Below are 24,686 nucleotides of genomic sequence, written 5' to 3' on the forward strand. Positions count from 1 at the left end.
TACCGGGCAAAGCGGTTGCCGGCGCGTTACGCCGCCGTGGGAGCGAAAGCGTGCAACTCGTCGGCCCCGGCATGCACGACGCCATAGGTGCTCTCGGGTACCGCGTTCCAGGCGCCGGGCAGATCACCGAGGGGTTCGGACACGATCAGGCGGGTCTCGTCCGACACCTCCTGGAGGAAGCTCATGTCGGGGTGCAGTCTGCGCAGCGTGTCCACCCGGGTGCTGTAGAACAGCGACCTCGAGGCACGCCCGCTGGAGTAGCGGAAGGCCCAGAGGCGTTCGCCGTCGCTGATGGCGAGTGTCATCTGGAGGGGGAACTCCACCCCGTGCCCGCGTCCGGCGCTCTCCACCGCGCCCGCCATGCGCGCCACCGCGCCCGGCGGGTCCTCTTCGAGGCCGAAGGTGAGTGCCAAGAAGAACATCACCTCGGAGTCCGTCGTCCCCTCGATGTAAGGGAAGAGCGCGGGGTCGATCAGGAGGACCAGGTCGCGGCGGACGAGGTGGAAGTCGGCGATGGCGCCGTTGTGCATGAACATCCATCGGCCGTACCGGAAGGGATGACAGTTCGTCTGCTGCACCGCCGTGCCGGTCGTCGCCCGGATGTGCGCGAAGAACAGCGGCGAGCGGACGTGGTCCGCGATCTCCCGCAGGTTGCGGTTGCTCCAAGCCGGGCCGATCTCCCTCAGGATCGCGGGACCGCCCGTGTCCTCCTCGGTGTACCAGCCGACACCGAAGCCGTCCCCGTTCGTCGTCTCCACGCCCAGTTTCGAGTGCAGGCTCTGATCGATCAGAGAGTGGGCCGGCCGGTAGAGGATGGTGTCGAGCAGCAGAGGCGTTCCCGAGTACGCGAGCCATCGGCACATGAGCGATCACCTGTTGTTCCTAGTGCACGTGCGGCAGAACCACGCACCCCCGCTGTCGGGCGAGGCGAGCGTGGAACGGGCGCTCTCCCGGGGCGCCGCGAGCGACGCCGTGTCCGTCGGCCGGGGAGCACTCGTCCGGCCCATCTCATTCTCGTCTCCGCCAGGGCGCACCGCCACGCGGACCGTAGGCCCCCGCACCGGTCGCGGGAGGAGTGCGCGCCACGATCGGTGCGGTTCGGGCGAGCGACGGACGGCCCCGGGCCCGGTGGGCGTACAGGTCCCGGAGCACGCCGCTGCCGCGGTGCCCGGATACACGTACGTCATGTGGTCCACGGGCGGTCCGCCGAAGTGCGAGGCGCTGCGCGCCCCCAGCACGCCGACGAGGAAGCGGCCGAGGCGCCAGGCGATCGTGGTGACCGGCGGGGGAACCGGCTCCGGATGACCCAGTCGATGGTGAAGTCGCCGGAACCAGCCTGCACCGGGTCGTGCCGCTGCCGCGCGGCCGCACGGACCAGCAGCCGGGAACGGGTTCCCGGAAGAACGCGTCATCGGTGAGGCCGTCCAGCCGCCTGCGCAACTAGACCGGGGGCTACCCGTCTGCGCCCGTGCGCGGCGGGAAGGAGAGGCCGGTGGGGGTGTTGAGGCCGGTGGGGTTGAGCGTGGTCTGGGTGTCGTTCGGGCGGAGGCGGAGCACGCGGTTGTTGCCGTAGTCGGACACGTACAGGCTCCGGCCGGTGTACGCGTGGTGCACGTCGTGCGGTTCGGCGGCGTCCACGGTTTGCGCGGGCGACACGCACAGGAGCAGGAGTCCGGCGAGGGCGGCGCGTCGCCGGACCGGTCGCCGCCGGATCCGGCTCGAAGGGACCGGGGGTTCGTCTTCGTACGTCCTGACCGTGATGTGTTCCACGATTCACCCGCCTGTTCCGCGACCGGGCCGGCAGCCCTCCGTCGTGCCGGCCTGCTCCCGCCGACCCTAGGCAGCTGCTGCGGGCGTCAAGAGAGCCACGCCATCAACGGCGCCGCGAGCCACTCCGATGCACGGCTTTTGATCACGCCGGTACAGGCGCGCAGCTTCTGCTCGCAGCGGAGGACCGCCTCGGTCTCCACTCGTTCGTCGCGGGTGTGGGCGAGCAGGGCGTTCCCTGGCCCGTAGTTGACGGCCGGGACTCCCAGGGCGCTGAACCTGGCGACGTCGGTCCAGCCGAACTTGGGCACGGCCCGTCCGCCGACCGCCTCCATGAAGGCCGCTGCCGCAGGGTGGGAGAGTCCGGGCAGCCGTGCACGCATCGGGGAGGACGTCGCCGGGGGCGCCGCCGTCGATCCGTACGGCGTTGAGGCCTTCGCGGTACTCCAGGCCGTCGGCCACGGGCTTGCGCGGCTCGTATGCGGCGAGCCCGGCCAGGATCGGGCCGGCGGCGTGGATGGCGTTGCCGCGACGCGCTCCGGGCGGCCGAGCATCGTACGGGCCACCACGTTGTTCCCGTACCGGTCCACGATCAGGTGCGGCAGGGCGCGCAGCGCGTCCTCGACCACGTCTGCGAGGGGTTCCTCGGTGCCGCTGACGGACCGGATGTCGACGAGCCGGGCCGTCAGTTCGGCTGCGTCGAGACGGAGCAGACCGAGCGCCGCTGAAGGCCGAGGAACTCGGCGAGAGCATGCGCGATCCGGTCGAACTCGGCTTCCCCAGAGGCACTCCGAGAGCGTTGGACGGCGCCGTCCAACGCGGACCGCGTGCTGGGTTCGCGTCTCGGATCGCATGACGGGTTCCTTGACCGCTGCTTCGCCCTCCGCGATGCTGTGTTGCGAAGGACGAGATACGTGCCGTAATGGGCAACATCCCAACCTCTGTCAGCCGAGGAGTGGCCATGACTCAGCAGGTCCGTGCTGTCGTCGCGCGGAGCAAGGGCGCCCCCGTCAGTCTGGAAACGATCGTCGTGCCCGATCCCGGCCCGGGTGAGGCGCTGGTCGAGATCGAGGCCTGCGGCGTCTGCCACACCGATCTGCACTACCGCGAGGGCGGTATCGGCGACGGCTTCCCCTTCCTGCTGGGGCATGAGGCCGCGGGCGTGGTCGAGGCGGTCGGTGAGGGGGTCACGGAGGTGGCGCCCGGTGACTACGTGGTCCTGAACTGGCGTGCCGTGTGCGGCCAGTGTCGCGCGTGCCTGCGTGGGCGGCCCTGGTACTGCTTCAACACGCACAACGCCAAGCAGAAGATGACCCTGACCGACGGTACGGAACTCTCGCCGGCACTCGGTATCGGCGCCTTCGCCGAGAAGACGCTCGTGGCGGCCGGGCAGTGCACGAAGGTGGACCGGGCCGCGTCGGCGGCCGCCGTCGGGCTGCTGGGCTGCGGCGTGATGGCGGGCATCGGTGCGGCCGTCAACACCGGCAACGTCGGACGCGGTGACAGCGTGGCGGTCATCGGCTGCGGCGGCGTGGGGGGCGCGGCGATCGCCGGATCGAACCTGGCGGGTGCGGCGAAGATCATCGCGGTGGACATCGACGACCGCAAGCTCGCCACCGCGAAGAAGCTGGGAGCGACCCACACGGTCAACTCCCGGGAGACGGACGCGGTCGAGGCGGTGCGCAAGCTGACCGGCGGATTCGGCGCCGACGTGGTCATCGATGCGGTGGGCCGTCCGGAGACGTACCGGCAGGCCTTCTACGCGCGCGATCTCGCCGGGACGGTGGTACTGGTCGGGGTCCCGACCCCGGAGGTGAAACTGGAGCTGCCCCTGCTGGACGTCTTCGGCCGGGGCGGGGCACTGAAGTCGTCCTGGTACGGGGACTGCCTGCCCTCCCGTGACTTCCCGATGCTCGTCGACCTCTACCTGCAGGGCCGCCTCGACCTGGACGCCTTCGTCACCGAGACCATCGCACTGGACGAGGTGGAGAAAGCCTTCGAGCGCATGAGCCACGGTGATGTCCTGCGCTCAGTGGTGGTCTTCTGATGGCGGGCATCCGCATCGAGCGTCTCGTCACGGCGGGGACGTTCTCGCTGGACGGCGGCACATGGGACGTCGAGAACAACGTGTGGATCGTGGGCGACGGCGACGAGGCGCTGGTCATCGACGCAGCCCACGACGCCGACGCCATCGAACGGGCCCTCGGCGGACGCACCCTGCGCGCGATCGTGTGCACCCACGCGCACAACGACCACATCGACGCCGCGCCCGAGCTGGCCGACCGCACCGGCGCCCCGATCCTGCTGCACGCCGACGATCTGCCCCTGTGGAAGCAGACCCATCCCGACCGGGAGCCGGATGGCGTGCTGACCGACGGGCAGGGTCTCACCGTCGCGGGCACGGAACTGACCGTCCTGCACACCCCGGGCCATGCCCCCGGCGCCGTCTGCCTGTACGCCCCGGCACTCGCCGCCCTCTTCAGCGGCGACACCCTGTTCGCCGGCGGGCCGGGAGCGACGGGGCGGTCGTACAGCGACTTCCCCACCATCATCGACTCCATCGGCAACCGCCTCCTCGCGCTGCCCGGCGGCACCACCGTGCACACCGGCCACGGAGAGACCACCACCATCGGGGCCGAGGCGCCGCACCTCCAGGAGTGGATCGACCGGGGCTTCTGAGCGCGCGGCGACGCCCCCGCCCCGATGGGAGCGGCGACGGCCCCGGCCAGGTGGCGGTCCATTGCGGACGGCATCGGCGACGGGGTCGTCGCTGCGCCCTGTCACGGTCCTGTCCGCCCTGCTCACATGGGCTTTCGAGGTTGCTCCGGAAGCCCCGGAGAACCCCCGGCGGACCCTGCGCAACCAGGCCTCTCGACGCCTTGACAGCGGTTCAGGGCGGCCCGCAGACTTGCGTTGCGCTCATCGCAATCCGTTTCGTTATACGCACCGAGGTGTCATGATGATTCCCGCGTGCCGTCTCGCGGATCTGCCGCGAGGCGAGGCCCACCGGCTCGACATCGATCCGCCGGTCTCGGTGTTCCACACTGATGACGGCGAGCTCTTCGCCATCGACGACACCTGTACCCACCAGGACGCCTCGCTCGCCGACGGCTGGCTGGAGGGCTGCGAGGTGGAATGCCCCCTGCATGCCTCGAAGTTCGACCTGAGGACCGGAGCGGTGGACGCCCCGCCGGCCAAGCTGCCGGTGCGGACCCACGAGGTCGTGCTCGAGGACGGCATGGTCTACGTCCGGCTGTCGACCGGGGCCCCCAACCTGCCGCCCTGCGTCACCTCCCGCCTGACCGGGGGCCCCGCGTGAGGACCGTCGTCGTGGTGGGCGCCTCCCTGGCCGGACTGTCGGCCGCGCGTTCGTTGCGGAAACGGGGGTACGACGGACGGCTGGTCGTCATCGGCGACGAACCCCACCGCCCGTACGACAGGCCGCCGCTGTCCAAGGAGTTCCTCGCCGGAGCCCTCGACGAAGCGGATCTCGCCTTGGAGCGGGAAGACGAGGACCTGCGGGCGGAATGGGTGCTCGCGACCCGTGCCACCGGGCTCGACCGCAACCGGCGCGCGATCCGGCTCGCCGACGGCCGCGAGATCCGCGCCGACGGCGTCGTCATCGCCACGGGCGCGGCCCCGCGCACGCTGCCCGGCACCGAGGGCCTCGTCGGCGTCCATGTGCTGCGCACACTGGACGACGCCCGCGCCCTGCGCGACGATCTGGCCCGCGGCGGCCGGCTCGTGGTGATCGGCGGTGGATTCATCGGCGCCGAAGTGGCCTCCACCGCCTACGCGCTCGGCCTCGATGCCACGGTCGTCGAGGCCGCGCCGACACCGCTGGCCGGACCGCTCGGCGAGAACATGGGCGCCATCGTCTCCGCCCTCCACGCCGACCACGGCGTAAGGGTGCTGTGCGGGACGGGGGTCAAGGGGCTGAGCGCGGACGGGCGAAGCGAGAGGGAGGTCCCCCCGGACCGAGCCCGGGGGAGGGTCGACGCCGTACTGCTGGAGGACGGCCGCAGCATCCCGGCCGACATCGTCGTCGTCGGTGTGGGCGCGCGGCCCTGCGTCGAGTGGCTGGAGGGCTCCGGAGTGGCGCTCGACAACGGCGTGAAGTGCGGCGCCGACGGCCGCACCAGCCTGGCCGGAGTCGTCGCCGTCGGCGACTGCGCCAACTGGTACGACCCGCATACCGGCAGCCGCCGCCGGGTCGAGCACTGGACCGGTGCACTGGAACGGCCCGACGCCGCCGTGGCCGCACTGCTGGCACACGGCGCGACGCCGCCGGGTGCGCCCCGGCCCCCGTACTTCTGGTCCGACCAGTACGGAGTGAAGATCCAGTTCGTCGGGCACGCCGTCGGCGCCGACAGCGTGACCGTGGAGGAAGGCTCCACGGACGAGCGCAGCTTCCTGGCCGTGTACCGGCGGGCCGGCACACCGGTCGCGGTGCTCGGGATGAACCAGCCGCGCCTGTTCACACGCTGGCGCAAGCAGCTCACCGCCGCGAACTCGTGACACCGCGGACGCGGGCTCCCGCATTGCGTTGCATGCAGTACCCAGCGTTGCCTCATGCGCAGCGGCGGCTCGAAGTCGCCCCCCTGCCGCGTGTGACCGGTCCTTCCACGACGAATTCCGAGGAGCGCAGCGTGACCTCCACAAGCCTGCCGGACAGCCTGATCGCCACCCTCCCCGGCTCCTCCTACACGGACCCGGGTGTCTTCGCCCAGGAGCAGGAACGCATCTTCGAAGCGATGTGGTTCTGCGTCGCGCGCGCGTCCGAGCTCGCCAAGCCCGGCGCCTTCCGTACCGTCGACGTGGGCCGCGAGAGCATCCTCGTCACCCGGGCCCGGGACAACTCCGTACGCGCCTACTTCAACGTCTGCCGGCATCGCGGCGCCAAGCTCTGCACGGAGGAAGCCGGCGAGGTCAGGCGCGCCTTCCAGTGCCCGTACCACGCCTGGACCTACGACCTCGACGGCAAGCTGGTCGCGGCGCCGAACCTCACCAAGATGCCTGACGTGGGCCGTACCGAGTACGGTCTGGTGGGCATCGCCGTCCGTGAATGGCTCGGCTACGTGTGGGTGTGCCTGGCGGAGACCCCGCCGTCCTTCGAGGAGGACGTCATCGGCGCGGCGATCACCCGCCTCGGCGACGTGGAGTCGATCGAGCGCTACGACATCGAGAACCTGGCGGTGGGGAAGCGGATCGTCTACGACGTCAAGGCGAACTGGAAGCTCATCGTCGAGAACTTCATGGAGTGCTATCACTGTGCCACGATCCATCCCGAGCTGACCGAGGTGCTCCCGGAGTTCGCGGAAGGCTACGCGGCTCAGTACTACGTCGGCCACGGGGCCGAGTTCGGCGAGGAGATCCGGGGCTTCACCGTCGACGGCTCCGAGGGCCTGGACCGCATCCCGGGGGTGTCCGAGGAACAGGACCGCCGTTACTACGCGATCACCGTCAAGCCGCAGGTCTTCATCAACCTCGTGCCCGACCATGTGATCTTCCACCGCATGTACCCGGTGGCGGCCGACCGCACGACCGTCGAGTGCGACTGGCTCTATCTGCCCGGCGTGGTGGAGAGCGGCAAGGACGTCAGCCGGTCCGTCGAGCTCTTCGACCGCGTCAACCGCCAGGACTTCGACGCCTGCGAGCGCACCCAGCCCGGCATGAGCTCCCGGCTGTACGCCAAGGGCGGTGTGCTCGTGCCCAGTGAGCACCACATCGGGGCCTTCCACGACTGGGTGCACGAGCGCCTCGGCACCCGGCAGCCGGAGTAGGCCGGGTGGGGCCGGGTGCCCGAAGCGTGGGCGCATGCGCACGGACGCTCAGCCGAGGTACCCCATGCGATGGCTGACTTCCTCCGCGCCCTTGACCAGGACCGGAGCCAGTTCGTGCATGCGCTCCTCGGTGAACCGGTAGGAAGGTCCGGAGGCACTGATCGCGGCGATGACCTGGCCGTCGCGGTCACGGACCGGTGCCGCCATCGCGTGCAGTCCGATCTCGAGCTCCTCCAGCGTCCAGGCGTAGCCGCGCTCGCGGGCCTCGGTGAGGTTCTTCTCGAGTTTCGTCTTCGCGGTGATCGTGTGCGGGGTCAGCTTCTTCATGCCGGCCTCCGCCAGCAGCGCGGCGCGTTCCTTGGCGGGCAGGTGGGCCAGCATGATCTTGCCGCTGGAGGTGGCGTGCAGAGGGGTCAGCTGGCCGACCCAGTTGTGCGCGGTGATGGCGGCATGACCGCGCACCTGGTAGAGGTTGATCGCGTAGCGCTCCTGCATCACGGCGATGTTGACGGTCTCGCCGATCTCCTCGGCCAGGCGCTCGCAGACCGGGCGTCCCTGCTGGGTGATGTCGATGCGTCCCGTGACTGCCCCCGCCAGGCGAACGATGCCGAAGCCGAGCCGGTACTTGCCGCGCTCGCCCGACTGCTCCACCAGGCCGCGCGTCTCCAGAGCGCCGAGCAGCCTGAATGCGGTGGACTTGTGGACATCGATCTCGGCGGCCACCTCGCTGACGCCCGCCTCGCCGCGCTGGGCCAGGATCTCGAGCACGCTGATGGCCCGGTCGACGGACTGCACCCCGCCGGCCTGTGAACCGTGCGTTTCGGCATCCGGACTGAAGTTGCTCATAGCGAAACTATAGGCGCCGTAAACAACGTTTCCGCAAGCAACCTGCCCGAATTGCAGGTCCGCAAGTTGCGTGGTTCGCAACCTAGTGCGTATAGCGATACCCGTAATAGCATGCCTCGCGAATCGACGGCGCGAGCGAGACGAGGCACCATGGCTCCTCTGCACTACGACTTCGTCATCGTCGGCGGTGGATCAGCCGGCAGCGCACTGGCGAACCGGCTCTCTGCCGACCCCGGAAAGCGGGTGCTCGTCCTGGAGGCGGGTCGGTCGGACCATCCCTGGGACGTGTTCATCCACATGCCGGCAGCCTTGACCTACCCCATCGGCAACCGCTTCTACGACTGGAAGTACGAGTCCGAGCCCGAGCCGCACATGGGAGGCCGGCGCATCTACCACGCGCGCGGCAAGGTACTCGGCGGCTCCAGCAGCATCAACGGCATGATCTTCCAGCGCGGCAATCCCATGGACTACGAGCGCTGGGCCGCCGACCCCGGCATGGAGACATGGGACTACGCCCACTGCCTGCCGTACTTCAAGCGTATGGAGAACTGTCTCGCGGCCGATCCCGACGACGAGTTCCGCGGCCACGACGGTCCCCTCGTCCTGGAGCGCGGCCCGGCCACCAACCCGCTCTTCACCGCCTTCCTGAAGGCGGTCCAGGAGGCCGGCCGCACCCGCACCGATGACGTCAACGGCTACCGGCAGGAGGGGTTCGCCCCCTTCGACCGCAACATCCACCGCGGACGGCGCCTGTCGGCGTCCAAGGCGTACCTCCAGCCCGCGCGGAAGCGGCCCGGCCTCACCGTCAAGACCCGCGCCTTCGTCACCCGCGTCCTCTTCGAAGGCAAGCGTGCCGTCGGCGTCGAGTACCAGCGCGGGCGCGGTGCGCCGCAGCAGGTCCGGGCCGGTGAGGTCATCCTGTGCGGCGGCGCCGTCAACACCCCCCAGCTGCTGCAGGTCTCCGGCGTCGGCAACGCCGCCGAACTGTCCGCCCTCGGCATCGACGTCGTCCACGACCTGCCGGGCGTCGGCGAGAACCTGCAGGACCACCTGGAGGTGTACGTCCAGTACGCCTGCGAGCAGCCCGTCTCCATGCAGCCGTACATGGCGAAGTGGCGCGCCCCCTTCATCGGGCTGCAGTGGCTGTTCAGGAAGGGGCCCGCGGCCACCAACCACTTCGAGGCGGGAGGCTTCGCCCGCAGCAACGAGGACGTCGACTACCCCAACCTGATGTTCCACTTCCTGCCGGTCGCGGTCCGCTACGACGGCTCCTCGCCGGCCGGGGGCCACGGCTACCAGGTGCACGTGGGGCCCATGTACTCCGATGCCAGGGGCTCCGTCAAGATCAAGAGCAAGGATCCCCGCGAGCATCCGGCCCTGCGCTTCAACTACCTGTCCACAGAACAGGACCGCCGTGAGTGGGTCGAGGCGATCCGGGTGGCCCGCGAACTTCTCAACCAGCCTGCGCTCGCCGCCTACAACGGCGGCGAGATCTCGCCCGGCCCCTCCGTCGGGACGGACGAGGAGATCCTGGCCTGGGTCGCCGAGGAAGGGGAGACCGCCCTGCACCCCTCGTGCACCTGCAGGATGGGCACCGACGAGATGTCCGTCGTCGACCCGCTGAGCATGAGGGTCCACGGGCTGGAAGGGCTGCGCGTGGTGGACGCGTCGGTCATGCCGTACGTCACCAACGGCAACATCTACGCGCCCGTGATGATGATCGCCGAGAAGGCCGCCGACCTCATCCTCGGCAAGGAGCCCCTGCCGCCCTCCAAGGCCGCGTACTACCGTCACCGCGACGCCCAGCGGCAGTCCGGGTAGCGCGTGCGCGGCGGACGCGGGCGACGCTCGCCCGCGTCCGCCGCGAGGTGCTGCCGGCAGCGGACGGGCAACCGGCCAGATGGCGAAATCGCGAACCGCCGCCCTCTTGACGACCGTTGGCCCATTCGGCCAGGGTTTCACCACAAGCAATGCAATGCACAATGCGCAACGAATTCCCGTTCGAAGGGCATGGCGTGGCAGATCTGTACGTGGACGGAGAATGGCGCGCTCCAGCGGCCGGCGGCCACCGGGAGATCCGCTGCCCGGCAGACGGCACGCTCGTCGCGACGGTGTCGGAGGCAACACGCCCCGACACCGGGGCGGCGATCGCGGCGGCCCGGCGCGCCTTCGACCAGGGCCCCTGGCCGCGCACCTCCGAGCGCGAGCGCGGCGCACTGCTGCTGCGCACCGCAGACATACTCGAGCGCGACGCCAAGGACTTCGCCCGCGCCGAGTCGCTCGACACCGGCAAGCGGCTGGTGGAGAGCGAGTACGACATCGCCGACGTCGTCTCCTGCTTCCGCTACTACGGCGGCATCGCCGGCACCAGCGCCGGCCGGGTGATCGACACCGGACGCGACGACGCGCTCAGCCGGGTCACCTACGAACCCGTCGGTGTCTGCGGACTGATCACCCCGTGGAACTACCCGCTGCTCCAGGCGTCCTGGAAGGTCGCGCCGGCCCTCCTCGCGGGCAACACTGTCGTGCTCAAGCCGAGCGAGCTCACGCCCTCCACCTCGATCCTGCTGATGAAGGCGCTCGAGGAAGCCGGGCTCCCGGCCGGCGCGGCCAATCTCGTCCTGGGCGCCGGAGGTGAGGTGGGCGCGCCGCTGTCCGAGGACCCGGCCGTGGACATGGTGTCCTTCACCGGCGGCCTGGAGACGGGCCGCCGCATCATGGCCACGGCCGCCAGGACGGTGAAGAAGGTCGCCCTGGAGCTCGGGGGCAAGAACCCCAACGTGGTCTTCGCCGACGCCGATTTCGACACCGCGGTCGACTTCGCGCTCACCGCCGTCTTCCTGCACTCCGGCCAGGTCTGTTCGGCCGGCGCCCGCCTGATCGTCGAGGACTCCTTGCACGACGCCTTCGTCGACGAGGTCGTGCGCCGAGCCCGGCTCATCCGCCTGGGCGGGCCCTTCGACCCCGAGGCCGAGACCGGTGCACTGATCTCCGCGGAGCACCGGGAAAAGGTCGAGAGGTACGTCGAGGCGGGCCTCGCCGAAGGCGCCGTACTGCGCTGCGGCGGCGAACGGCCCGGCGATCCCGCGCTGCGAGGGGGCTTCTACTACCCGCCCACCGTCCTCGACGAGTGCCGGCAGGACATGCGCGTGGTGCACGAGGAGTCCTTCGGACCCGTGCTCACCGTCGAGCGCTTCCGCGACGAGGACGACGCGGTCCGCATCGCCAACGACACGGAGTACGGACTCGCCGGAGCCGTCTGGACGCAGGACGCCGGGAAGGCCCAACGGGTCGCGCGCAGGCTGCGGCACGGGACCGTGTGGATCAACGACTACCACCCCTATGTGCCGCAAGCGGAATGGGGCGGTTTCGGGCATTCGGGTGTGGGCCGCGAGCTGGGACCGACCGGCCTCGACGAGTACCGAGAGCCCAAGCACGTCTGGCAGAACATCCAACCCCGGCCGCAGCGCTGGTTCCGCGGCTGAACGCCGAAATGAGGTCGATCGTGACCACAGCACAGAGCGAGGTGTCGCAGCGGCGCGGCACGTCCCAGAACCCCGAGGACCGCACCCCGGTCATCTCCGTGCGCCGGCTGTGGAAGGTGTTCGGGCCGAAGGCCGACCGGGTGCCGGAATCCGAGGAACTGTGCGGGCTGACCCGCCGCGAGCTCATGGACCGCACCGGTTGCACCGCCGCCGTGCGCGACGTGGACTTCGATGTGTCGCCCGGCGAGGTCTTCGTCGTCATGGGCCTGTCCGGCTCCGGCAAGTCCACCCTGGTGCGATGTCTCACCCGGCTGATCGAGCCCACCGCGGGCGAGATCGTCTTCGAGGGCGAGGACATCCGCGGCGCCGACCCCAAACGCCTGCGTGAGCTGCGCCGCAGCAAGTTCTCCATGGTCTTCCAGCACTTCGGGCTGCTGCCCCACCGCAGGGTCGTCGACAACGTGGCCTTCGGACTGGAGATCCGCGGCATGGGCAGGGCCGAGCGCACCAGGAAGGCGCTCGAAGTCGTCGAACTGGTGGGCCTCGCCGGATACGAGAACTCCTACCCCGACCAGCTCTCCGGCGGCATGCAGCAACGCGTCGGTCTCGCCCGCGCGCTCGCCGGGGACCCCGACGTCCTCTTCTTCGACGAGCCGTTCTCCGCGCTCGACCCGCTGATCCGCCGCGACATGCAGAGCGAGGTCATCCGCCTGCACCACGAGGTCGGCAAGACGATGGTGTTCATCACCCACGACCTCTCCGAGGCCCTGAAGCTGGGCGACCGCATCCTGATCATGCGGGACGGCAGGCCGGTCCAGTGCGGCACCGGCGACGAACTCGTCGGCGCTCCCGCCGACGACTACGTACGGGACTTCGTCAAGGACGTGCCGCGCGGCGACGTACTCACACTGCGCTGGATCATGCGCCCCGTGCAGCCCGGCGACGAACTCGACGGTCCCGAGCTGGGCCCGGACGTCGTGGTGCGCGAGGCCACCCGGGCGGTGCTGGCCGCCGAGAAGCCGGTCAAGGTCGTCGAGAACGGGAAGCTGCTCGGCATCGTCGGCGACGAGGAGATCCTCTCCGTCGTCGCCGGGCAGCAAGGCGGCGCGTGATGGCCGTCGCCGCCGCGCCGGCCGTGACCGTACGCGGGAAGACGAGCCGCCCCGTGGTGGTGGCCGCGATCCTGATCGTCTGGCTGGTGCTCTTCGCCGCGCTGCGCGGCCGGCAGACGCTGACCCTCGCGGCGGCCGATCTCACCGCTCTGCACCGCTGGTTGAACGATGTCAACGACACCATCGGAGCCAACCGCAACTCCAATCCGCTCTTCTTGTACTTCTTCAATGAGATCCGCCTGGTCATCGACAACCTGGTGACCTTCGTCCAGTCCCTGATCTCCCAGCCCACCGGGGGCCGTCCGGTCCCGCAGATCGGCTGGCTCGGCGTCGTCGGGCTCACCGGCTACGTCTCCTGGGCCGTCGGCAACTGGCGGGTCGCCCTGCTGGCCGTGGCCGGGTTCACCTTCTTCGGGCTGCAAGGCCTGTGGCTGCAGAGCATGGACACCCTGGCGCTGACCCTGTCGGCCGTCATCGTGGCGCTGCTCATCGGCATCCCGCTCGGGGTGTGGGCCGGTCTCTCCGACCGGTTCAACCGGATCATGACGCCCGTCCTGGACTTCATGCAGACGATGCCCACCTTCGTCTACCTCGCTCCGTTGACCCTGGTGTTCCTCATCGGAGGGGCCGCCGCCGTGATCACCACGGTGATCTACGCGGCACCGCCCGCGATCCGCATCACCGCGCACGCCATCCGCTCCGTGCCCCGGACCAGCGTCGAGGCGGCGGACTCGCTCGGCGCGACGCGCTCTCAGCAACTGCTGAAAGTGCTGCTGCCGATGTCCAAGCGCACCGTGGTCATGGGCGTCAACCAGACCATCATGGCCGCCCTGGCCATGGTGACCATCGCCGCCCTGATCGACGCGCCGGGCCTCGGCAAGACCGTCGTCCAGGCCCTGCAGTCACTCGATGTGGGCACTGCCTTCAACGCCGGCCTGGCCATCGTCACCATGGCCATCGTGCTCGACCGGGTCACCACGGCGGCGGCCGGACGCGCCGAGGCGGCCCGCCGCACCGCTGACCACTTCCTCAAGTGGCGCAGGCCGCTGCTGGCGGCGGGCGGGATCGCTGTGGCGGTACTGGTCCACCTGTCCCGCACCTACGTCTGGGCGGCCGAGTTCCCGGGCGACGGCAGCGTCGGCGCTCACATCGCGAGCGCGGCCGACACCACGACCGCGTGGCTCCAGGACCATCTGTCGGGCCTGACCAACGCCTTCCGGGACGCCATCACCCACGGCCTGCTCAACCCCTTCCAGGCGCTGCTCACCGACTCGCCGTGGTGGCTGGTCGGCGTCGTCCTGGTCGCGCTCGGTGCGGTGATCGGAGGATGGCGCGCCGGGGCGACGGCCGCGGTGTGCGTCGGTCTGCTCGTCGGTACGGGCCTGTGGTCGGACAGCATGACGACACTCGCGTCGACCGCCGTGGCCACGGTGCTGGTGATGCTGCTCGGTGTCGTCCTCGGCGTGTGGATGGCACGCAGTCCGCTCGTGGACCGGCTGGTGCGGCCCAGCCTGGACGCGGCACAGGTCATGCCGCCGTTCGTCTATCTGGTGCCCTTCCTGGCCCTTTTCGGCGCCACCCGGTTCACCGCGATCGTCGCGGCCGTCGTGTACGCGGCGCCCGTAGCCATCAAGATCATCGCCGACGGCGTGCGGAACGTGCCCGCGACCACCGTGGAGGCGGCCACCTCCGCCGGGTGCAACACCTGGCAGATCATCACCAAGGTCCAGCTGCCGATGGCACGCGGCGCCCTGACCCTCGCGACCAACCAGGGTCTGATCTACGTGCTGTCGATGGTTGTGGTGGGCGGCCTGGTAGGCGCGGGCGCCCTCGGCTACGACGTCGTGGCCGGCTTCTCGCAGGGACAGCTGTACGGGAAGGGGCTTGCCGCAGGGCTGGCCATCGTCCTTCTCGGAGTCATGTTCGACCGGATCACTCAGGCAGCCGCGCGGCGCACCAGCGCATGAAGGAGCTACTCACCATGGCAAGGCAAGCAAGGCAGTGGAGAGCCGGCGCGGCCGGCGTAATGGTTCTCGGCCTCACCCTCACCGCCTGCGGCGGTGCGAAGATCGGTGACGGCGCATCGGGATCCGGCGGCTCGGGATCCGGCGGCTCGGGCGGCGCGGGAAAGTGCGGCACCTTCAACCTCGCGGTCAACCCGTGGGTGGGGTACGAGGCGAACGCGGCGGTCGTCGCCTACGCGGCCGAGCACGAACTCGGCTGCAAGGTGGTCAAGAAGGACCTGAAGGAAGAGATCGCCTGGCAGGGCTTCGGGACCGGCGAGGTCGACGCCGTCATCGAGAACTGGGGGCACGACGATCTGAAGAAGAAGTACATCACCGACCAGAAGACCGCCGTCGAAGCCGGCCGGACCGGCAACAAGGGGCTCATCGGCTGGTACGTGCCGCCGTGGCTGGCCAAGGAACACCCCGACATCACCGACTGGCAGAACCTCGGCAAGTACGCGGGCCAGTTCAAGACGTCCGAGTCGGGCGGCAAGGGGCAGCTCCTCGACGGTGACCCGTCGTTCGTCACCAACGACGAGGCCCTGGTGAAGAACCTGAACCTGGACTACAAGGTGGTGTACGCGGGGAGCGAGACCGCCCTCATCCAGACCTTCCGCAAGGCGGAGAAGAACAAGGAGTGGGTGATCGGCTACTTCTACGAGCCGCAGTGGTTCATGTCCGAGGTGCCGCTCGTGAAGGTCAAACTGCCCGAGTACAAGGAGGGCTGCGACGCCGACCCGGAGAAGGTCGCGTGCGACTACCCCGTGTACGAGCTCGACAAGATCGTCAGTGCGAAGTTCGCCGCATCGGGCAGCCCGGCCTACGGTCTGGTGAAGAACTTCAACTGGACGAACGACGACCAGAACGCCGTTGCGAAGTACATCGCGGTGGACAAGATGTCCCCCGAGGCGGCAGCCAAGAAGTGGGTCGACGCGAACCACGACAAGGTCCGGGCCTGGCTCAAATAGCACGGCGGTCGACAAGGGCCGACTGACGATGCCCGGCGGACGGTGCGCGCTCGTTGCGCTCCGCCCGCCGGGCATCGCCGTGTTCCGGGCTGTTCTGCGACGTCACGGATCCCTTGACACCTCTCCTCGGCGCCGGGCACATTGAGTTGCGCAGCCTGAATCAAGTTGCGCTAAAAGCAACGTTGCCGGTTTCCGAGTTCGGAGGTTGGACGATGGCGGGACCCCGAGTGGTCATCATCGGAGCGGGCGTTGTGGGAGCAGCCCTCGCGGACGAGATCTCCGCCAGAGGCTGGACCGAAGTGACCGTGGTCGACCAGGGCCCCCTCCCGGCCACCGGGGGATCCTCCTCGCACGCCCCCGGCCTGGTCTTCCAGACGAACCCCTCGAAGACCCTGACGGAACTGGCCCGCTACACCGTCGAGAAGTTCTGCTCCCTCGACGTGGACGGCAAGCCCTGCTTCCTCCAGGTCGGCGGCCTCGAAGTGGCCACGACGCCCGAGCGGCTCGCCGAACTCCACCGCCGCCACGGCTGGATCACCGCCTGGGGCATCGAGGCACGCCTCCTGAGCCCCGCGGAGTGCGTCCAACAGCACCCGCTGGTCAACGGCGACAGGGTCCTCGGCGGTCTCCTCGTCCCGACGGACGGTCTCGCCAACGCCGTCCTCGCCGTCGAGGCGCAGATCCGCCGGGCCACCGGGCGCGGAGTGTCCTTCCTGGCCCGCCACGAAGTCCTCGACGTGACCACGAGCGAGGGCCGGGTGACCGGCGTGCTCACCGACCAGGGCGAGGTCCCCGCCGACATCGTCGTGTGCTGCGCCGGCATCTGGGGCCCGAAGGTCGCCCGCATGGCCGGGATGAACCTGCCGCTCACCCCGCTCGCCCACCAGCTCGCCTGGACCGGCCCGATCCCCGCCCTCGCGGGCCAGACCGAGGAGGCACTGCGCCCGATCCTGCGCCACCAGGACGCCGACCTCTACTACCGCGACCGCTTCGACCGCATCGGCATCGGCTACTACGGCCACCGCCCGATGCCCGTCTCCGCCGACGACATCCTGTCCGTGGACGAGGCCGAGGGGATGCCCTCGGTCCTGAAGTTCACCGAGGAGGACTTCGAGGACGCCTGGACCGAGACCCGGTCCCTGCTCCCGGCGACGAAGGAGGCGAAGGTCGAGGAGGGCATCAACGGCCTGTTCTCCTTCACCACCGACGGCTACCCTCTGCTCGGCGAGTCTCCGGACGTCGCGGGCTTCTGGGTCGCCGAGGCCGTCTGGGTCACCCACTCCGCCGGCGTGGGGCGCGCCATGGCCGAATGGCTGGTCGACGGCCGCTGCTCCTCCTTCGACCTGCACGAGTGCGACGTCAACCGCTTCGAGCCGCACCAGCTGTCCCCGGAGTACGTCCTGGCCCGCGACTGCCGCAACTTCGCCGAGGTCTACGACATCCTCCACCCCCTCCAGCCCTCCGGTGAGCCGCGCCCGATCCGCACGAGCCCCTTCCACGCCCGCCAGCAGGAACACGGCGCGTTCTTCCTGGAGGCGAACGGCTGGGAGCGCCCGCAGTGGTACGAAGCCAACGCGTCGCTCGTCGAAGGCCGCTCCATCCCCACCCCCGACGACTGGGCCGCGCGGTACTGGTCGCCCATCGTCGGCGCCGAGGCCCAGGCCACCCGGGAGACCGTCGCCCTCTACGACATGACGGCACTCAAGCGCCTGGAAGTGAGCGGCCCGGGTGCCGCCGCCTTCCTGGAGCGGCTGTGCACCGGCAAGGTGGACAAGTCCGTCGGCTCGGTGACGTACACCCTGCTCCTGGACCACGACGGCGGCATCCGCAGCGACATCACCGTCGCCCGACTCGCCCGCGACCTCTTCCAGGTCGGAGCCAACGGCAACCTCGACCTCGACTGGTTCACCCGGCACCTTCCCGCCGGGGGCCGCCTCCCGACGGCAGCCGGGGGCGGCTCGGTCCAGGTCCGCGACATCACGGCCGGCACCTGCTGCATCGGCCTGTGGGGACCGCTCGCCCGCGAGGTCCTGCAGCCCCTCACCGACGAGGACCTCTCGAACGACGGCCTGAAGTACTTCCGGGCCAAGCGCGTCCACATCGGCAGCGTCCCGGTCACCGCGATGCGCCTGTCGTACGTCGGCGAACTCGGCTGGGAGCTGTACACCACCGCCGACCTGGGCCGGAAGCTGTGGGACACCCTGTGGACCGCGGCCGAGCCGCTCGGCGGCATCATCGCCGGCCGTGGTGCCTTCAACAGCCTGCGCCTGGAGAAGGGCTACCGCTCCTTCGGCACCGACATGACCTACGAGCACGACCCCTACGAGGCCGGCGTCGGCTTCGCCGTCAAGCTCGACAAGGGCGACTTCATCGGCAAGGCGGCACTCGAGCGCCGCAAGGCCGACGTACGGCGCAAGCTGACCTGCCTCACGATCGACGACCCGCACGCGGTGGTGATGGGCAAGGAGCCGGTGTACGACGGCGACCGCGCGGTGGGCTACGTCACCAGCGCCGCCTGCGGCTACACCATCGGCAAGGCAATCGCCTACGCCTGGCTCCCGGTGGAACTCGCCGCCCCCGGCACCACCCTGCACATCGGCTACTTCGACCGGCGCGTCGAGGCGGTCACCGCCGAGGAGCCCCTGTTCGACCCGGCCATGTCCCGGCTCCGTGGCTGACCGGGCAGAAGAGGTGACGCCGGTGACCGCACCGGATCGCCGGCCCGAGCCGGACGCGCCCGCACTGCCCGCCCGCACGCAGACACCGGCGGCCGAGCACCCGCTCCACCCGCATCTTCCGGAAGGCGGAGACGTCCGATGAGCCCCAGCACCCCCGGCGCCGGCCTGCCCGACCACCCCGACTGGCTCTGGCGCGATCCCGAGCCCAAGCGGTCGTACGACGTGGTGATCGTGGGCGGCGGTGGACACGGCCTGGCCACCGCCCACTACCTGGCGAAGAACCACGGCATCACCAACGTCGCGGTCCTGGAGAAGGGCTGGCTGGCGGGCGGCAACATGGCCCGCAACACCACGATCATCCGTTCCAACTACCTGTGGGACGAGAGCGTCGGCATCTACGAGCACGCCCTCAAACTGTGGGAGGGACTGGAGGAGGAGCTCGACTACCCGATCCTCTTCTCCCAGCGCGGAGTGCTGAACCTCGCCCACAGCATGCAGGACGTCCGCGACAGCGTGCGCCGCGTCGAGGCCAACCGGCTGGGCGGCATCGATGCCGAGTGGCTCGACGCCGAGCAGGTCAAAGAGGTCTGCCCGATCGTCAACATCTCTCCCGACGTGCGCTACCCGGTCCTCGGCGGCACCTACCAACCGCGCGCCGGCATCGCCAAGCACGACTACGTGGCCTGGGGCTTCGCCCGCTCCGCGGACGCCGCCGGCATCGACATCATCCAGAACTGCGAGGTCACAGGGCTCGACGTGGCCGGCGGCCGGGTGACCGGTGTCCAGACCACGCAGGGCCCGATCGCCGCGGGCAAGGTGGCCCTGTGCTCGGCCGGCCACACCTCCGTCGTCGCCGCCATGGCGGGCATCGAACTGCCGCTCCAGAGCCACCCGTTGCAGGCGCTGGTCTCCGAACTCCTCGAACCGGTCCACCCCACGGTCGTCATGTCCAACGCCGTCCACGTCTACGTCAGTCAGGCACACAAGGGCGAGCTCGTGATGGGCGCGGGCATCGACGCGTACAACTCCTACACCCAGCGCGGCGCCTTCCACATCATCGAAGAGCAGATGTCCGCCGCCCTGGAACTCTTCCCCGTCTTCGCCCGTGCCCACGTGCTGCGCACATGGGGCGGCATCGTCGACGTCTGCCCGGACGCCTCACCCATCGTCGGCCTCACCCCGGTCGACAACCTCTACCTCAACTGCGGCTGGGGGACCGGTGGTTTCAAGGCCACCCCGGGCCTGGGCTGGGTCTACGCCCACACCATCGCCAACGACACGCCCCACGCCCTGAACGCCCCCTTCTCGCTCGACCGCTTCACCACCGGCGCGCTCGTCGACGAGCACGGCGCGGCGGCGGTGGCCCACTAGGAGCCGAACCATGCTGCTCATCCCCTGCCCGTGGTGCGGACCTCGTGACGAGGCCGAGTTCCACTACGGCGGCCAGGCACACGTGCCCTACCCCGAGGACCCCGCCGCCCTCACCGACGAGGAGTGGGCGCGATACCTGTTCTTCCGCGACAACCCCAAGGGCCCCTTCGCCGAGCGGTGGACCCATGCGGCGGGCTGCCGCAGATGGTTCAACGCCGTACGGGACACCTCGACCAACGAGATCCTGGCGGTGTACCAGCCCGGGGCGGAGCGCCCGGCACCTGCCGACCCGAAGCCGGCCTGCCCGGGGGCACCCCCTCAGGAGGAGCGCAAGGACGAGCCCGAACGGTCCTGCACGCCCACCGGCCCGCAGCCGACGACGATGCCACAGTTCCCCCCGCTGGACGGCCCCGGTGGCGCGTTCCGTCTGTCGGGAGGCGGGCGGGTCAACCGCAACGAACGACTGGGCTTCACCTTCGACGGAGTCCGGCACGAGGGCTACCGGGGTGACACCCTCGCCTCCGCGCTCCTCGCCGACGGCGTCATCCAGGCCGCCACCAGCACCAAACTCGGCCGCCCGAGGGGCATCTTCACGGCCGGGGTGGAGGAACCCAACGCGGTCGTCCAGATCGAGGCCCCCTTCCCCGAGCCCATGCTCCCCGCCACGACCGTCGAGCTGTACGACGGCCTGGTCGCCGGCAGCCTGCCGGGCCGGGGGCACCTCGCCACCGAACCCGACCCCGCCCGTTACGACGCGGTCCACGCCCACTGCGACGTGCTGGTCGTCGGCGCGGGCCCGGCGGGCCTCGCGGCGGCAGCGGTGGCGGCGAAGAGCGGCGCACGCGTCATCCTCGCCGACGACCAGCCGGAACCCGGCGGCAGCCTGCTCGGCACCGGCGAGCACCTCGCATGGGTGGAGGCGACGCACGCCCAGCTGGAATCCGCCCCCGAGGTACGCGTCCTGCCACGCACCACTGTCTTCGGCCACTACGACGACAACCACGTCATCGCCGTCGAACGCCGCACCCAGCACCTCGGCGCCGAGGCCCCGGACCACGTTTCCCGGGAGCGCGTCTGGCGGATCCGCGCCCGGCGCGTGGTCCTCGCGACCGGCGCCCAGGAGCGTTCGCTGGCGTTCGGCGACAACGACCGCCCCGGCGTGATGCTGGCCGCCTCGGCCCGGACCTACCTGCACCGGTACGCCGTGCTGCCCGGCCGGCACGCAGCCGTGTTCACCACCAACGACAGCGCCTACAGCGCCGCACTCGACCTGGCGGCGGCTGGGGTGGACATCGCGGTGATCGTCGACACCCGGTCCGAGCCGGGGGAGTGGGCCGAGCGTGCCCGGTCCGCCGGGATCGAGGTGCTCGCCGGGCACGCGGTCACCGGTACGCAGGGCGGGGCCCGCGTCACCGCAGTGACGGTCGCCCCGTACGGGCAGTCCGCAGGGCAGCGGGAGTTCGCCGTCGACCTGCTCCTGGTCTCCGGGGGCTGGAACCCGGTCGCGCATCTGTACAGCCAGGCGGGCGGCAAGCTCCGCCACGACGACGTGCTCGGCACGTTCGTTCCCGCCGGCTGCCGTCAGGCGGTCGAGGCCGCGGGCAGCGCGAACGGGGCCTTCGACCTCGCCACGACCCTCGCGCAGGGCGCGGCTGCCGGCGCCCGCGCGGTGGAAGCGGAGGGTTACACCGCCGAGGCGCCCGCCCTCCCGGCAGTGGCAGCTCAGCCGCACACCCCGCCGATGCAGGTCTTCACCATCCCCACCTCCACCGGTACCCCCCGGTTCGTCGACCTCCAGCGGGACGTCACGGTCGACGACCTGGCGCGGGCGACGGGAGCGGGCCTGCGTTCGGTGGAGCACACCAAGCGCTACACCACGGCCGGGACCGCCAACGACCAGGGCAAGACGTCCGGCGTCCTGGCGAGCGGTGTCGTGGCCGAACTCCTCGGCGTGGACATCTCGGCGCTCGGCCTGCCCACGTTCCGGCCGCCGTACACCCCCGTCTCCTTCGCCACCCTCGCCGGCCGCGACCGCGGCGCCCTGCACGACCCGATCCGCACGACCGCCCTGCACACATGGCATTCCGAGCACGGGGCACGCTTCGAGAACGTCGGCCAGTGGAAGCGGCCCTGGTACTACCCCCAGGGCGGCGAGGACATGGAGACCGCCGTGCTGCGCGAGTGCCGTGCCGCCCGCGAGGGTGTGGCCTTCATGGACGCCTCCACCCTCGGAAAGATCGATGTGCAGGGTCCGGACTCCGGACTGTTCCTCGACCGGCTCTACACCAACATGATGAGCACCCTGAAGGTCGGCATGATCCGCTACGGCGTCATGTGCCGCCTCGACGGGATGGTCTTCGACGACGGCACGGTGATCCGGCTCGCGCGGGACCGCTTCCTGATCACCACCACGACCGGCAACGCCGCAGCAGTCCTGGACTGGATGGAGGAGTGGCTGCAGACCGAGTGGCCCGACTTGCGGGTCCACTGCACCTCGGTCACCGAGCAGTGGGCCACCGTGGCCCTGGTGGGCCCTCGTTCCCGGGAGGTCCTCGGCTCGCTGGCGCCCCAGCTGTCCGTGGCCAACGACGACTTCCCGTTCATGGCCTGGCGGGAGACGACTGTCGCTGGTATCGAGGCGCGCGTGTGCCGGATCAGCTTCTCCGGCGAACTCGCCTACGAGATCAACGTGTCGCCCTGGGACTCCCTCACCCTGTGGGAGGAGCTGCACGCGGCCGGCGCCCCGTACGGCATCACCCCGTACGGCACCGAGACCATGCACGTCCTGCGCGCCGAGAAGGGCTACCCGATCATCGGGCAGGACACCGACGGCACGGTCACCCCGCACGACCTCGGCATGAGCTGGGTGGTGTCGAAGAAGAAGCCCGACTTCATCGGCAAGCGCTCCCACGCCCGCGCCGATGCCGTCCGCCCCGACCGCAAACACCTCGTCTGCCTCCTCCCCGAAGACCCGGCCGCCTTCCTCCCCGAGGGCACCCACCTGGTCGCCGACGGAGAACTGCCCGCCCCGCCCGTTCCGATGCTCGGGCACGTCACCTCCAGCTACCGCAGCGCGGCGCTCGGCCGGACCTTCGCGCTCGCCCTGATCAAGGGGGGCCGGGACCGCATCGGCGAACGCATCCACGCACCCGTCGGCGACCGGATGATCCCGGTGACCGTCGTGAGCCCCGTCCTCTACGACCCCGAGGGAGCCCGCCGCGATGGCTGACCCCACCCTGACCGCACGGCAGCGCAGCCCCCTGGCCCTTGCCGCCGACCGCATGGCCGCCACGACGCGCTCCTCCCGGGGAGCGGTCCGTCTGGCCGAAGTCCCCTTCCTGGCCCAGATCAACGTCCGCCTCGACGCCAAGAGCCCGGCAGCGGACGCCGTCGGACTCGCCCTGGGACTCCAACTGCCCCTGGAACCCGGTACCGTCGTGCGCGCGGGGGACTGGGCCGCAGTGTGGCTCGGACCCGACGAATGGCTGGTGGTGGGCCGGCCCGGCACCCAGCGGGATCTGGAGAGCCGGATTCGCTCGGCCGCCGGGGACGAACCCGTCTCCGTGACCGACGTCTCCGCCCAGCGCACCACCATCCTGGTCGGCGGACCGCGCGCCCGAGACCTGCTGTCCCACGGCTGCCCGTTGGATCTCCACCCGCGCGCCTTCGGGCCAGGCCGCTCAGCCCAGACGACGCTGGCCCGCACCCACGTCATCCTGGTGGCCCGCGACGCACCCGAAGCCGGCTTCTGGGTGCTGGTGCGGTCCTCTTTCGCCGGCTACCTGACGGACTGGCTGTTGGACGCGGCGGTGGAATACGGGTGAGCGGCCCCCCGTTGTGCCAGATCTGCAGATGGGCGCCCTGGCGGGGGTGCAGGCGGTGGGCCGTCCAGCCGAGGTGCATCCAGGAGAACCGATTGCTGCGGTGCTCGACCTGCCGCGAGAGCCGGAGCTCGGCGGGGCCACCGCAGTCCAGTTGGGCCCGTACATACGACGCCAGGTCCGTCGCGGTCGACCACAGGCCTCCCGCCCCGGCGGTATCGGCCAGGTTCCAAGGAGGGGTGGGCCGGAGCCGGTCGTCGTGGCCCTCGGCGAGCCGACCGGGTCGCGCCGCGGCCGCCGATACCAGCGTGTCGGACAGGGCGAGCGGGGCGCACACCTGGGTCGTCACCAGCTGTTCGTGGCTGGTGCCCGCGCGGCGGGCGAGAGCCAGCCCGAGGAGTCCGGCGCCGAGGTTGGAGTAGCGGACCTGGCTGCCCGGTGCAGCGTCGAGCCGGGTGCGGGCCAGCCAGGACGGCAGCACGTCCGCAGTGCAGCCGGCGTACGGATCGGGAGTTCGGGGGCGCAGCAGGGCCCGCAGCATCATGCCCTTGGGCAGCCGGGGCAGCCCGGAGGTGTGGGTGGACAGGTGCCGCAGCGTGATCTCTTTCCCGCCCCGCGAGGGTACGGCTGTGCCTTCGGGGAGGAGGCGGGCCAGCGGCTCGTCGAGATCCACCGTGCCGGCGACCGCCATCCGGGCGAGGGCCAGCGACGTGAAGGTCTTCGTGACCGAACCGATCTCGAACAGCGTGGAGGCACCCGGTGTCCCGCTGCCGCCCTTTTCGGTGCTGCCCGCACCCGCGAACCCCGTATGTCCGTCGGCGAGGGGCGACCACGACACCGACGCGCTGT

At 70.4% G+C, this 24,686-nt stretch carries 18 protein-coding genes and 1 pseudogene; 14 read left to right on the forward strand and 5 right to left on the reverse strand.

Features of this window, described 5'->3' with window-relative positions; all coding sequences use genetic code 11:
- Window positions 1-26: 26 nt before the first annotated feature.
- From ACIGFK_RS03450 to ACIGFK_RS03460, 3 genes and pseudogenes are all read right to left on the reverse strand, one after another.
- The gene (locus ACIGFK_RS03450) at window positions 27-863 is read right to left on the reverse strand and encodes a class II glutamine amidotransferase (protein ID WP_376655593.1); all 837 of its coding nucleotides are present in this window, start codon (window positions 861-863) and stop codon (window positions 27-29) included.
- Between the two features lie 589 nt (window positions 864-1,452).
- Window positions 1,453-1,770: a hypothetical protein gene (locus ACIGFK_RS03455; protein WP_400050343.1), complete on the reverse strand. Its 318-nt coding sequence runs from the start codon at window positions 1,768-1,770 to the stop codon at window positions 1,453-1,455.
- Between the two features lie 86 nt (window positions 1,771-1,856).
- A pseudogene (locus ACIGFK_RS03460) lies at window positions 1,857-2,480 on the reverse strand (hypothetical protein).
- Window positions 2,481-2,728: 248 nt separating this feature from the next.
- Here ACIGFK_RS03460 and ACIGFK_RS03465 point away from each other — a divergent pair.
- From ACIGFK_RS03465 to ACIGFK_RS03485, 5 genes are all read left to right on the forward strand, one after another.
- A complete protein-coding gene (locus ACIGFK_RS03465) occupies window positions 2,729-3,814 on the forward strand; it encodes an S-(hydroxymethyl)mycothiol dehydrogenase (protein ID WP_376655595.1) in 1,086 nt (361 codons plus the stop codon).
- Complete coding sequence (locus ACIGFK_RS03470; RefSeq protein WP_376655596.1) at window positions 3,814-4,446, forward strand: MBL fold metallo-hydrolase; 633 nt, start codon at window positions 3,814-3,816, stop codon at window positions 4,444-4,446. The genes ACIGFK_RS03465 and ACIGFK_RS03470 overlap by 1 nt, the downstream gene beginning before the upstream one ends.
- A gap of 277 nt (window positions 4,447-4,723) precedes the next feature.
- Window positions 4,724-5,086, forward strand: coding sequence for a bifunctional 3-phenylpropionate/cinnamic acid dioxygenase ferredoxin subunit (locus ACIGFK_RS03475; protein ID WP_376655597.1), 363 nt, complete (start codon window positions 4,724-4,726; stop codon window positions 5,084-5,086).
- Window positions 5,083-6,285, forward strand: coding sequence for an NAD(P)/FAD-dependent oxidoreductase (locus tag ACIGFK_RS03480; RefSeq protein ID WP_400050346.1), 1,203 nt, complete (start codon window positions 5,083-5,085; stop codon window positions 6,283-6,285). Before ACIGFK_RS03475 ends, ACIGFK_RS03480 begins: the two co-directional genes overlap by 4 nt.
- Window positions 6,286-6,416: 131 nt before the next feature.
- Window positions 6,417-7,550, forward strand: coding sequence for an aromatic ring-hydroxylating dioxygenase subunit alpha (locus ACIGFK_RS03485; protein ID WP_376655599.1), 1,134 nt, complete (start codon window positions 6,417-6,419; stop codon window positions 7,548-7,550).
- A gap of 48 nt (window positions 7,551-7,598) precedes the next feature.
- On the opposite strand, the gene ACIGFK_RS03490 is transcribed toward ACIGFK_RS03485, so the two are convergent.
- Entirely contained in the window at window positions 7,599-8,396 is a 798-nt protein-coding gene (locus ACIGFK_RS03490; protein WP_376655600.1) for an IclR family transcriptional regulator, read from the reverse strand.
- A 150-nt stretch (window positions 8,397-8,546) separates the two neighbouring features.
- Between ACIGFK_RS03490 and betA the strand changes: the two genes are divergently transcribed.
- The 9 genes from betA to ACIGFK_RS03535 all read left to right on the forward strand — a co-directional run bounded on the left by betA (window position 8,547) and on the right by ACIGFK_RS03535 (window position 23,840).
- The gene (betA, locus tag ACIGFK_RS03495; RefSeq protein ID WP_376655601.1) at window positions 8,547-10,217 is read left to right on the forward strand and encodes a choline dehydrogenase; all 1,671 of its coding nucleotides are present in this window, start codon (window positions 8,547-8,549) and stop codon (window positions 10,215-10,217) included.
- A 194-nt stretch (window positions 10,218-10,411) separates the two neighbouring features.
- Complete coding sequence (locus ACIGFK_RS03500; protein ID WP_400050349.1) at window positions 10,412-11,881, forward strand: aldehyde dehydrogenase family protein; 1,470 nt, start codon at window positions 10,412-10,414, stop codon at window positions 11,879-11,881.
- Window positions 11,882-11,901: 20 nt separating this feature from the next.
- A complete protein-coding gene (locus ACIGFK_RS03505; RefSeq protein ID WP_376659876.1) occupies window positions 11,902-12,993 on the forward strand; it encodes a glycine betaine/L-proline ABC transporter ATP-binding protein in 1,092 nt (363 codons plus the stop codon).
- Window positions 12,993-14,960, forward strand: a complete 1,968-nt coding sequence (locus ACIGFK_RS03510) for an ABC transporter permease (protein WP_400050351.1) — start codon at window positions 12,993-12,995, stop codon at window positions 14,958-14,960. The genes ACIGFK_RS03505 and ACIGFK_RS03510 overlap by 1 nt, the downstream gene beginning before the upstream one ends.
- 14 nt (window positions 14,961-14,974) lie before the next feature.
- Window positions 14,975-15,967 carry an ABC transporter substrate-binding protein gene (locus tag ACIGFK_RS03515; RefSeq protein ID WP_400050353.1) on the forward strand — a complete coding sequence of 331 codons (993 nt, stop codon included), beginning with the start codon at window positions 14,975-14,977 and terminating at the stop codon, window positions 15,965-15,967.
- A 212-nt stretch (window positions 15,968-16,179) separates the two neighbouring features.
- On the forward strand, window positions 16,180-18,645 hold the full coding sequence (locus ACIGFK_RS03520) for an FAD-dependent oxidoreductase (RefSeq protein WP_376659879.1): 2,466 nt from the start codon (window positions 16,180-16,182) through the stop codon (window positions 18,643-18,645).
- Between the two features lie 138 nt (window positions 18,646-18,783).
- On the forward strand, window positions 18,784-20,016 hold the full coding sequence (locus tag ACIGFK_RS03525; RefSeq protein WP_376659880.1) for a sarcosine oxidase subunit beta family protein: 1,233 nt from the start codon (window positions 18,784-18,786) through the stop codon (window positions 20,014-20,016).
- A gap of 10 nt (window positions 20,017-20,026) precedes the next feature.
- Window positions 20,027-23,245, forward strand: coding sequence for a sarcosine oxidase subunit delta family protein (locus tag ACIGFK_RS03530; RefSeq protein WP_400050355.1), 3,219 nt, complete (start codon window positions 20,027-20,029; stop codon window positions 23,243-23,245).
- Window positions 23,238-23,840, forward strand: a complete 603-nt coding sequence (locus ACIGFK_RS03535) for a sarcosine oxidase subunit gamma (RefSeq protein WP_400050357.1) — start codon at window positions 23,238-23,240, stop codon at window positions 23,838-23,840. Before ACIGFK_RS03530 ends, ACIGFK_RS03535 begins: the two co-directional genes overlap by 8 nt.
- On the opposite strand, the gene ACIGFK_RS03540 is transcribed toward ACIGFK_RS03535, so the two are convergent.
- Window positions 23,728-24,675 carry a serine hydrolase domain-containing protein gene (locus ACIGFK_RS03540; RefSeq protein ID WP_400050359.1) on the reverse strand — a complete coding sequence of 316 codons (948 nt, stop codon included), beginning with the start codon at window positions 24,673-24,675 and terminating at the stop codon, window positions 23,728-23,730. The genes ACIGFK_RS03535 and ACIGFK_RS03540 overlap by 113 nt on opposite strands.
- Window positions 24,676-24,686: the final 11 nt, after the last annotated feature.

The organism is Streptomyces sp. NPDC085524, assembly GCF_044541755.1.
Classification (GTDB): domain Bacteria; phylum Actinomycetota; class Actinomycetes; order Streptomycetales; family Streptomycetaceae; genus Streptomyces.

Coding starts and splice junctions, on each gene's coding strand:
- ACIGFK_RS03450 (WP_376655593.1), bottom strand. CDS start 863: ATGTGCCGATGGCTCGCGTACTCGGGAACGCCTCTGCTGCTCGACACC.
- ACIGFK_RS03465 (WP_376655595.1), top strand. CDS start 2,729: ATGACTCAGCAGGTCCGTGCTGTCGTCGCGCGGAGCAAGGGCGCCCCC.
- ACIGFK_RS03470 (WP_376655596.1), top strand. CDS start 3,814: ATGGCGGGCATCCGCATCGAGCGTCTCGTCACGGCGGGGACGTTCTCG.
- ACIGFK_RS03475 (WP_376655597.1), top strand. CDS start 4,724: ATGATGATTCCCGCGTGCCGTCTCGCGGATCTGCCGCGAGGCGAGGCC.
- ACIGFK_RS03490 (WP_376655600.1), bottom strand. CDS start 8,396: ATGAGCAACTTCAGTCCGGATGCCGAAACGCACGGTTCACAGGCCGGC.
- betA (WP_376655601.1), top strand. CDS start 8,547: ATGGCTCCTCTGCACTACGACTTCGTCATCGTCGGCGGTGGATCAGCC.
- ACIGFK_RS03510 (WP_400050351.1), top strand. CDS start 12,993: ATGGCCGTCGCCGCCGCGCCGGCCGTGACCGTACGCGGGAAGACGAGC.
- ACIGFK_RS03515 (WP_400050353.1), top strand. CDS start 14,975: ATGGCAAGGCAAGCAAGGCAGTGGAGAGCCGGCGCGGCCGGCGTAATG.
- ACIGFK_RS03520 (WP_376659879.1), top strand. CDS start 16,180: ATGGCGGGACCCCGAGTGGTCATCATCGGAGCGGGCGTTGTGGGAGCA.
- ACIGFK_RS03525 (WP_376659880.1), top strand. CDS start 18,784: ATGAGCCCCAGCACCCCCGGCGCCGGCCTGCCCGACCACCCCGACTGG.
- ACIGFK_RS03530 (WP_400050355.1), top strand. CDS start 20,027: ATGCTGCTCATCCCCTGCCCGTGGTGCGGACCTCGTGACGAGGCCGAG.
- ACIGFK_RS03535 (WP_400050357.1), top strand. CDS start 23,238: ATGGCTGACCCCACCCTGACCGCACGGCAGCGCAGCCCCCTGGCCCTT.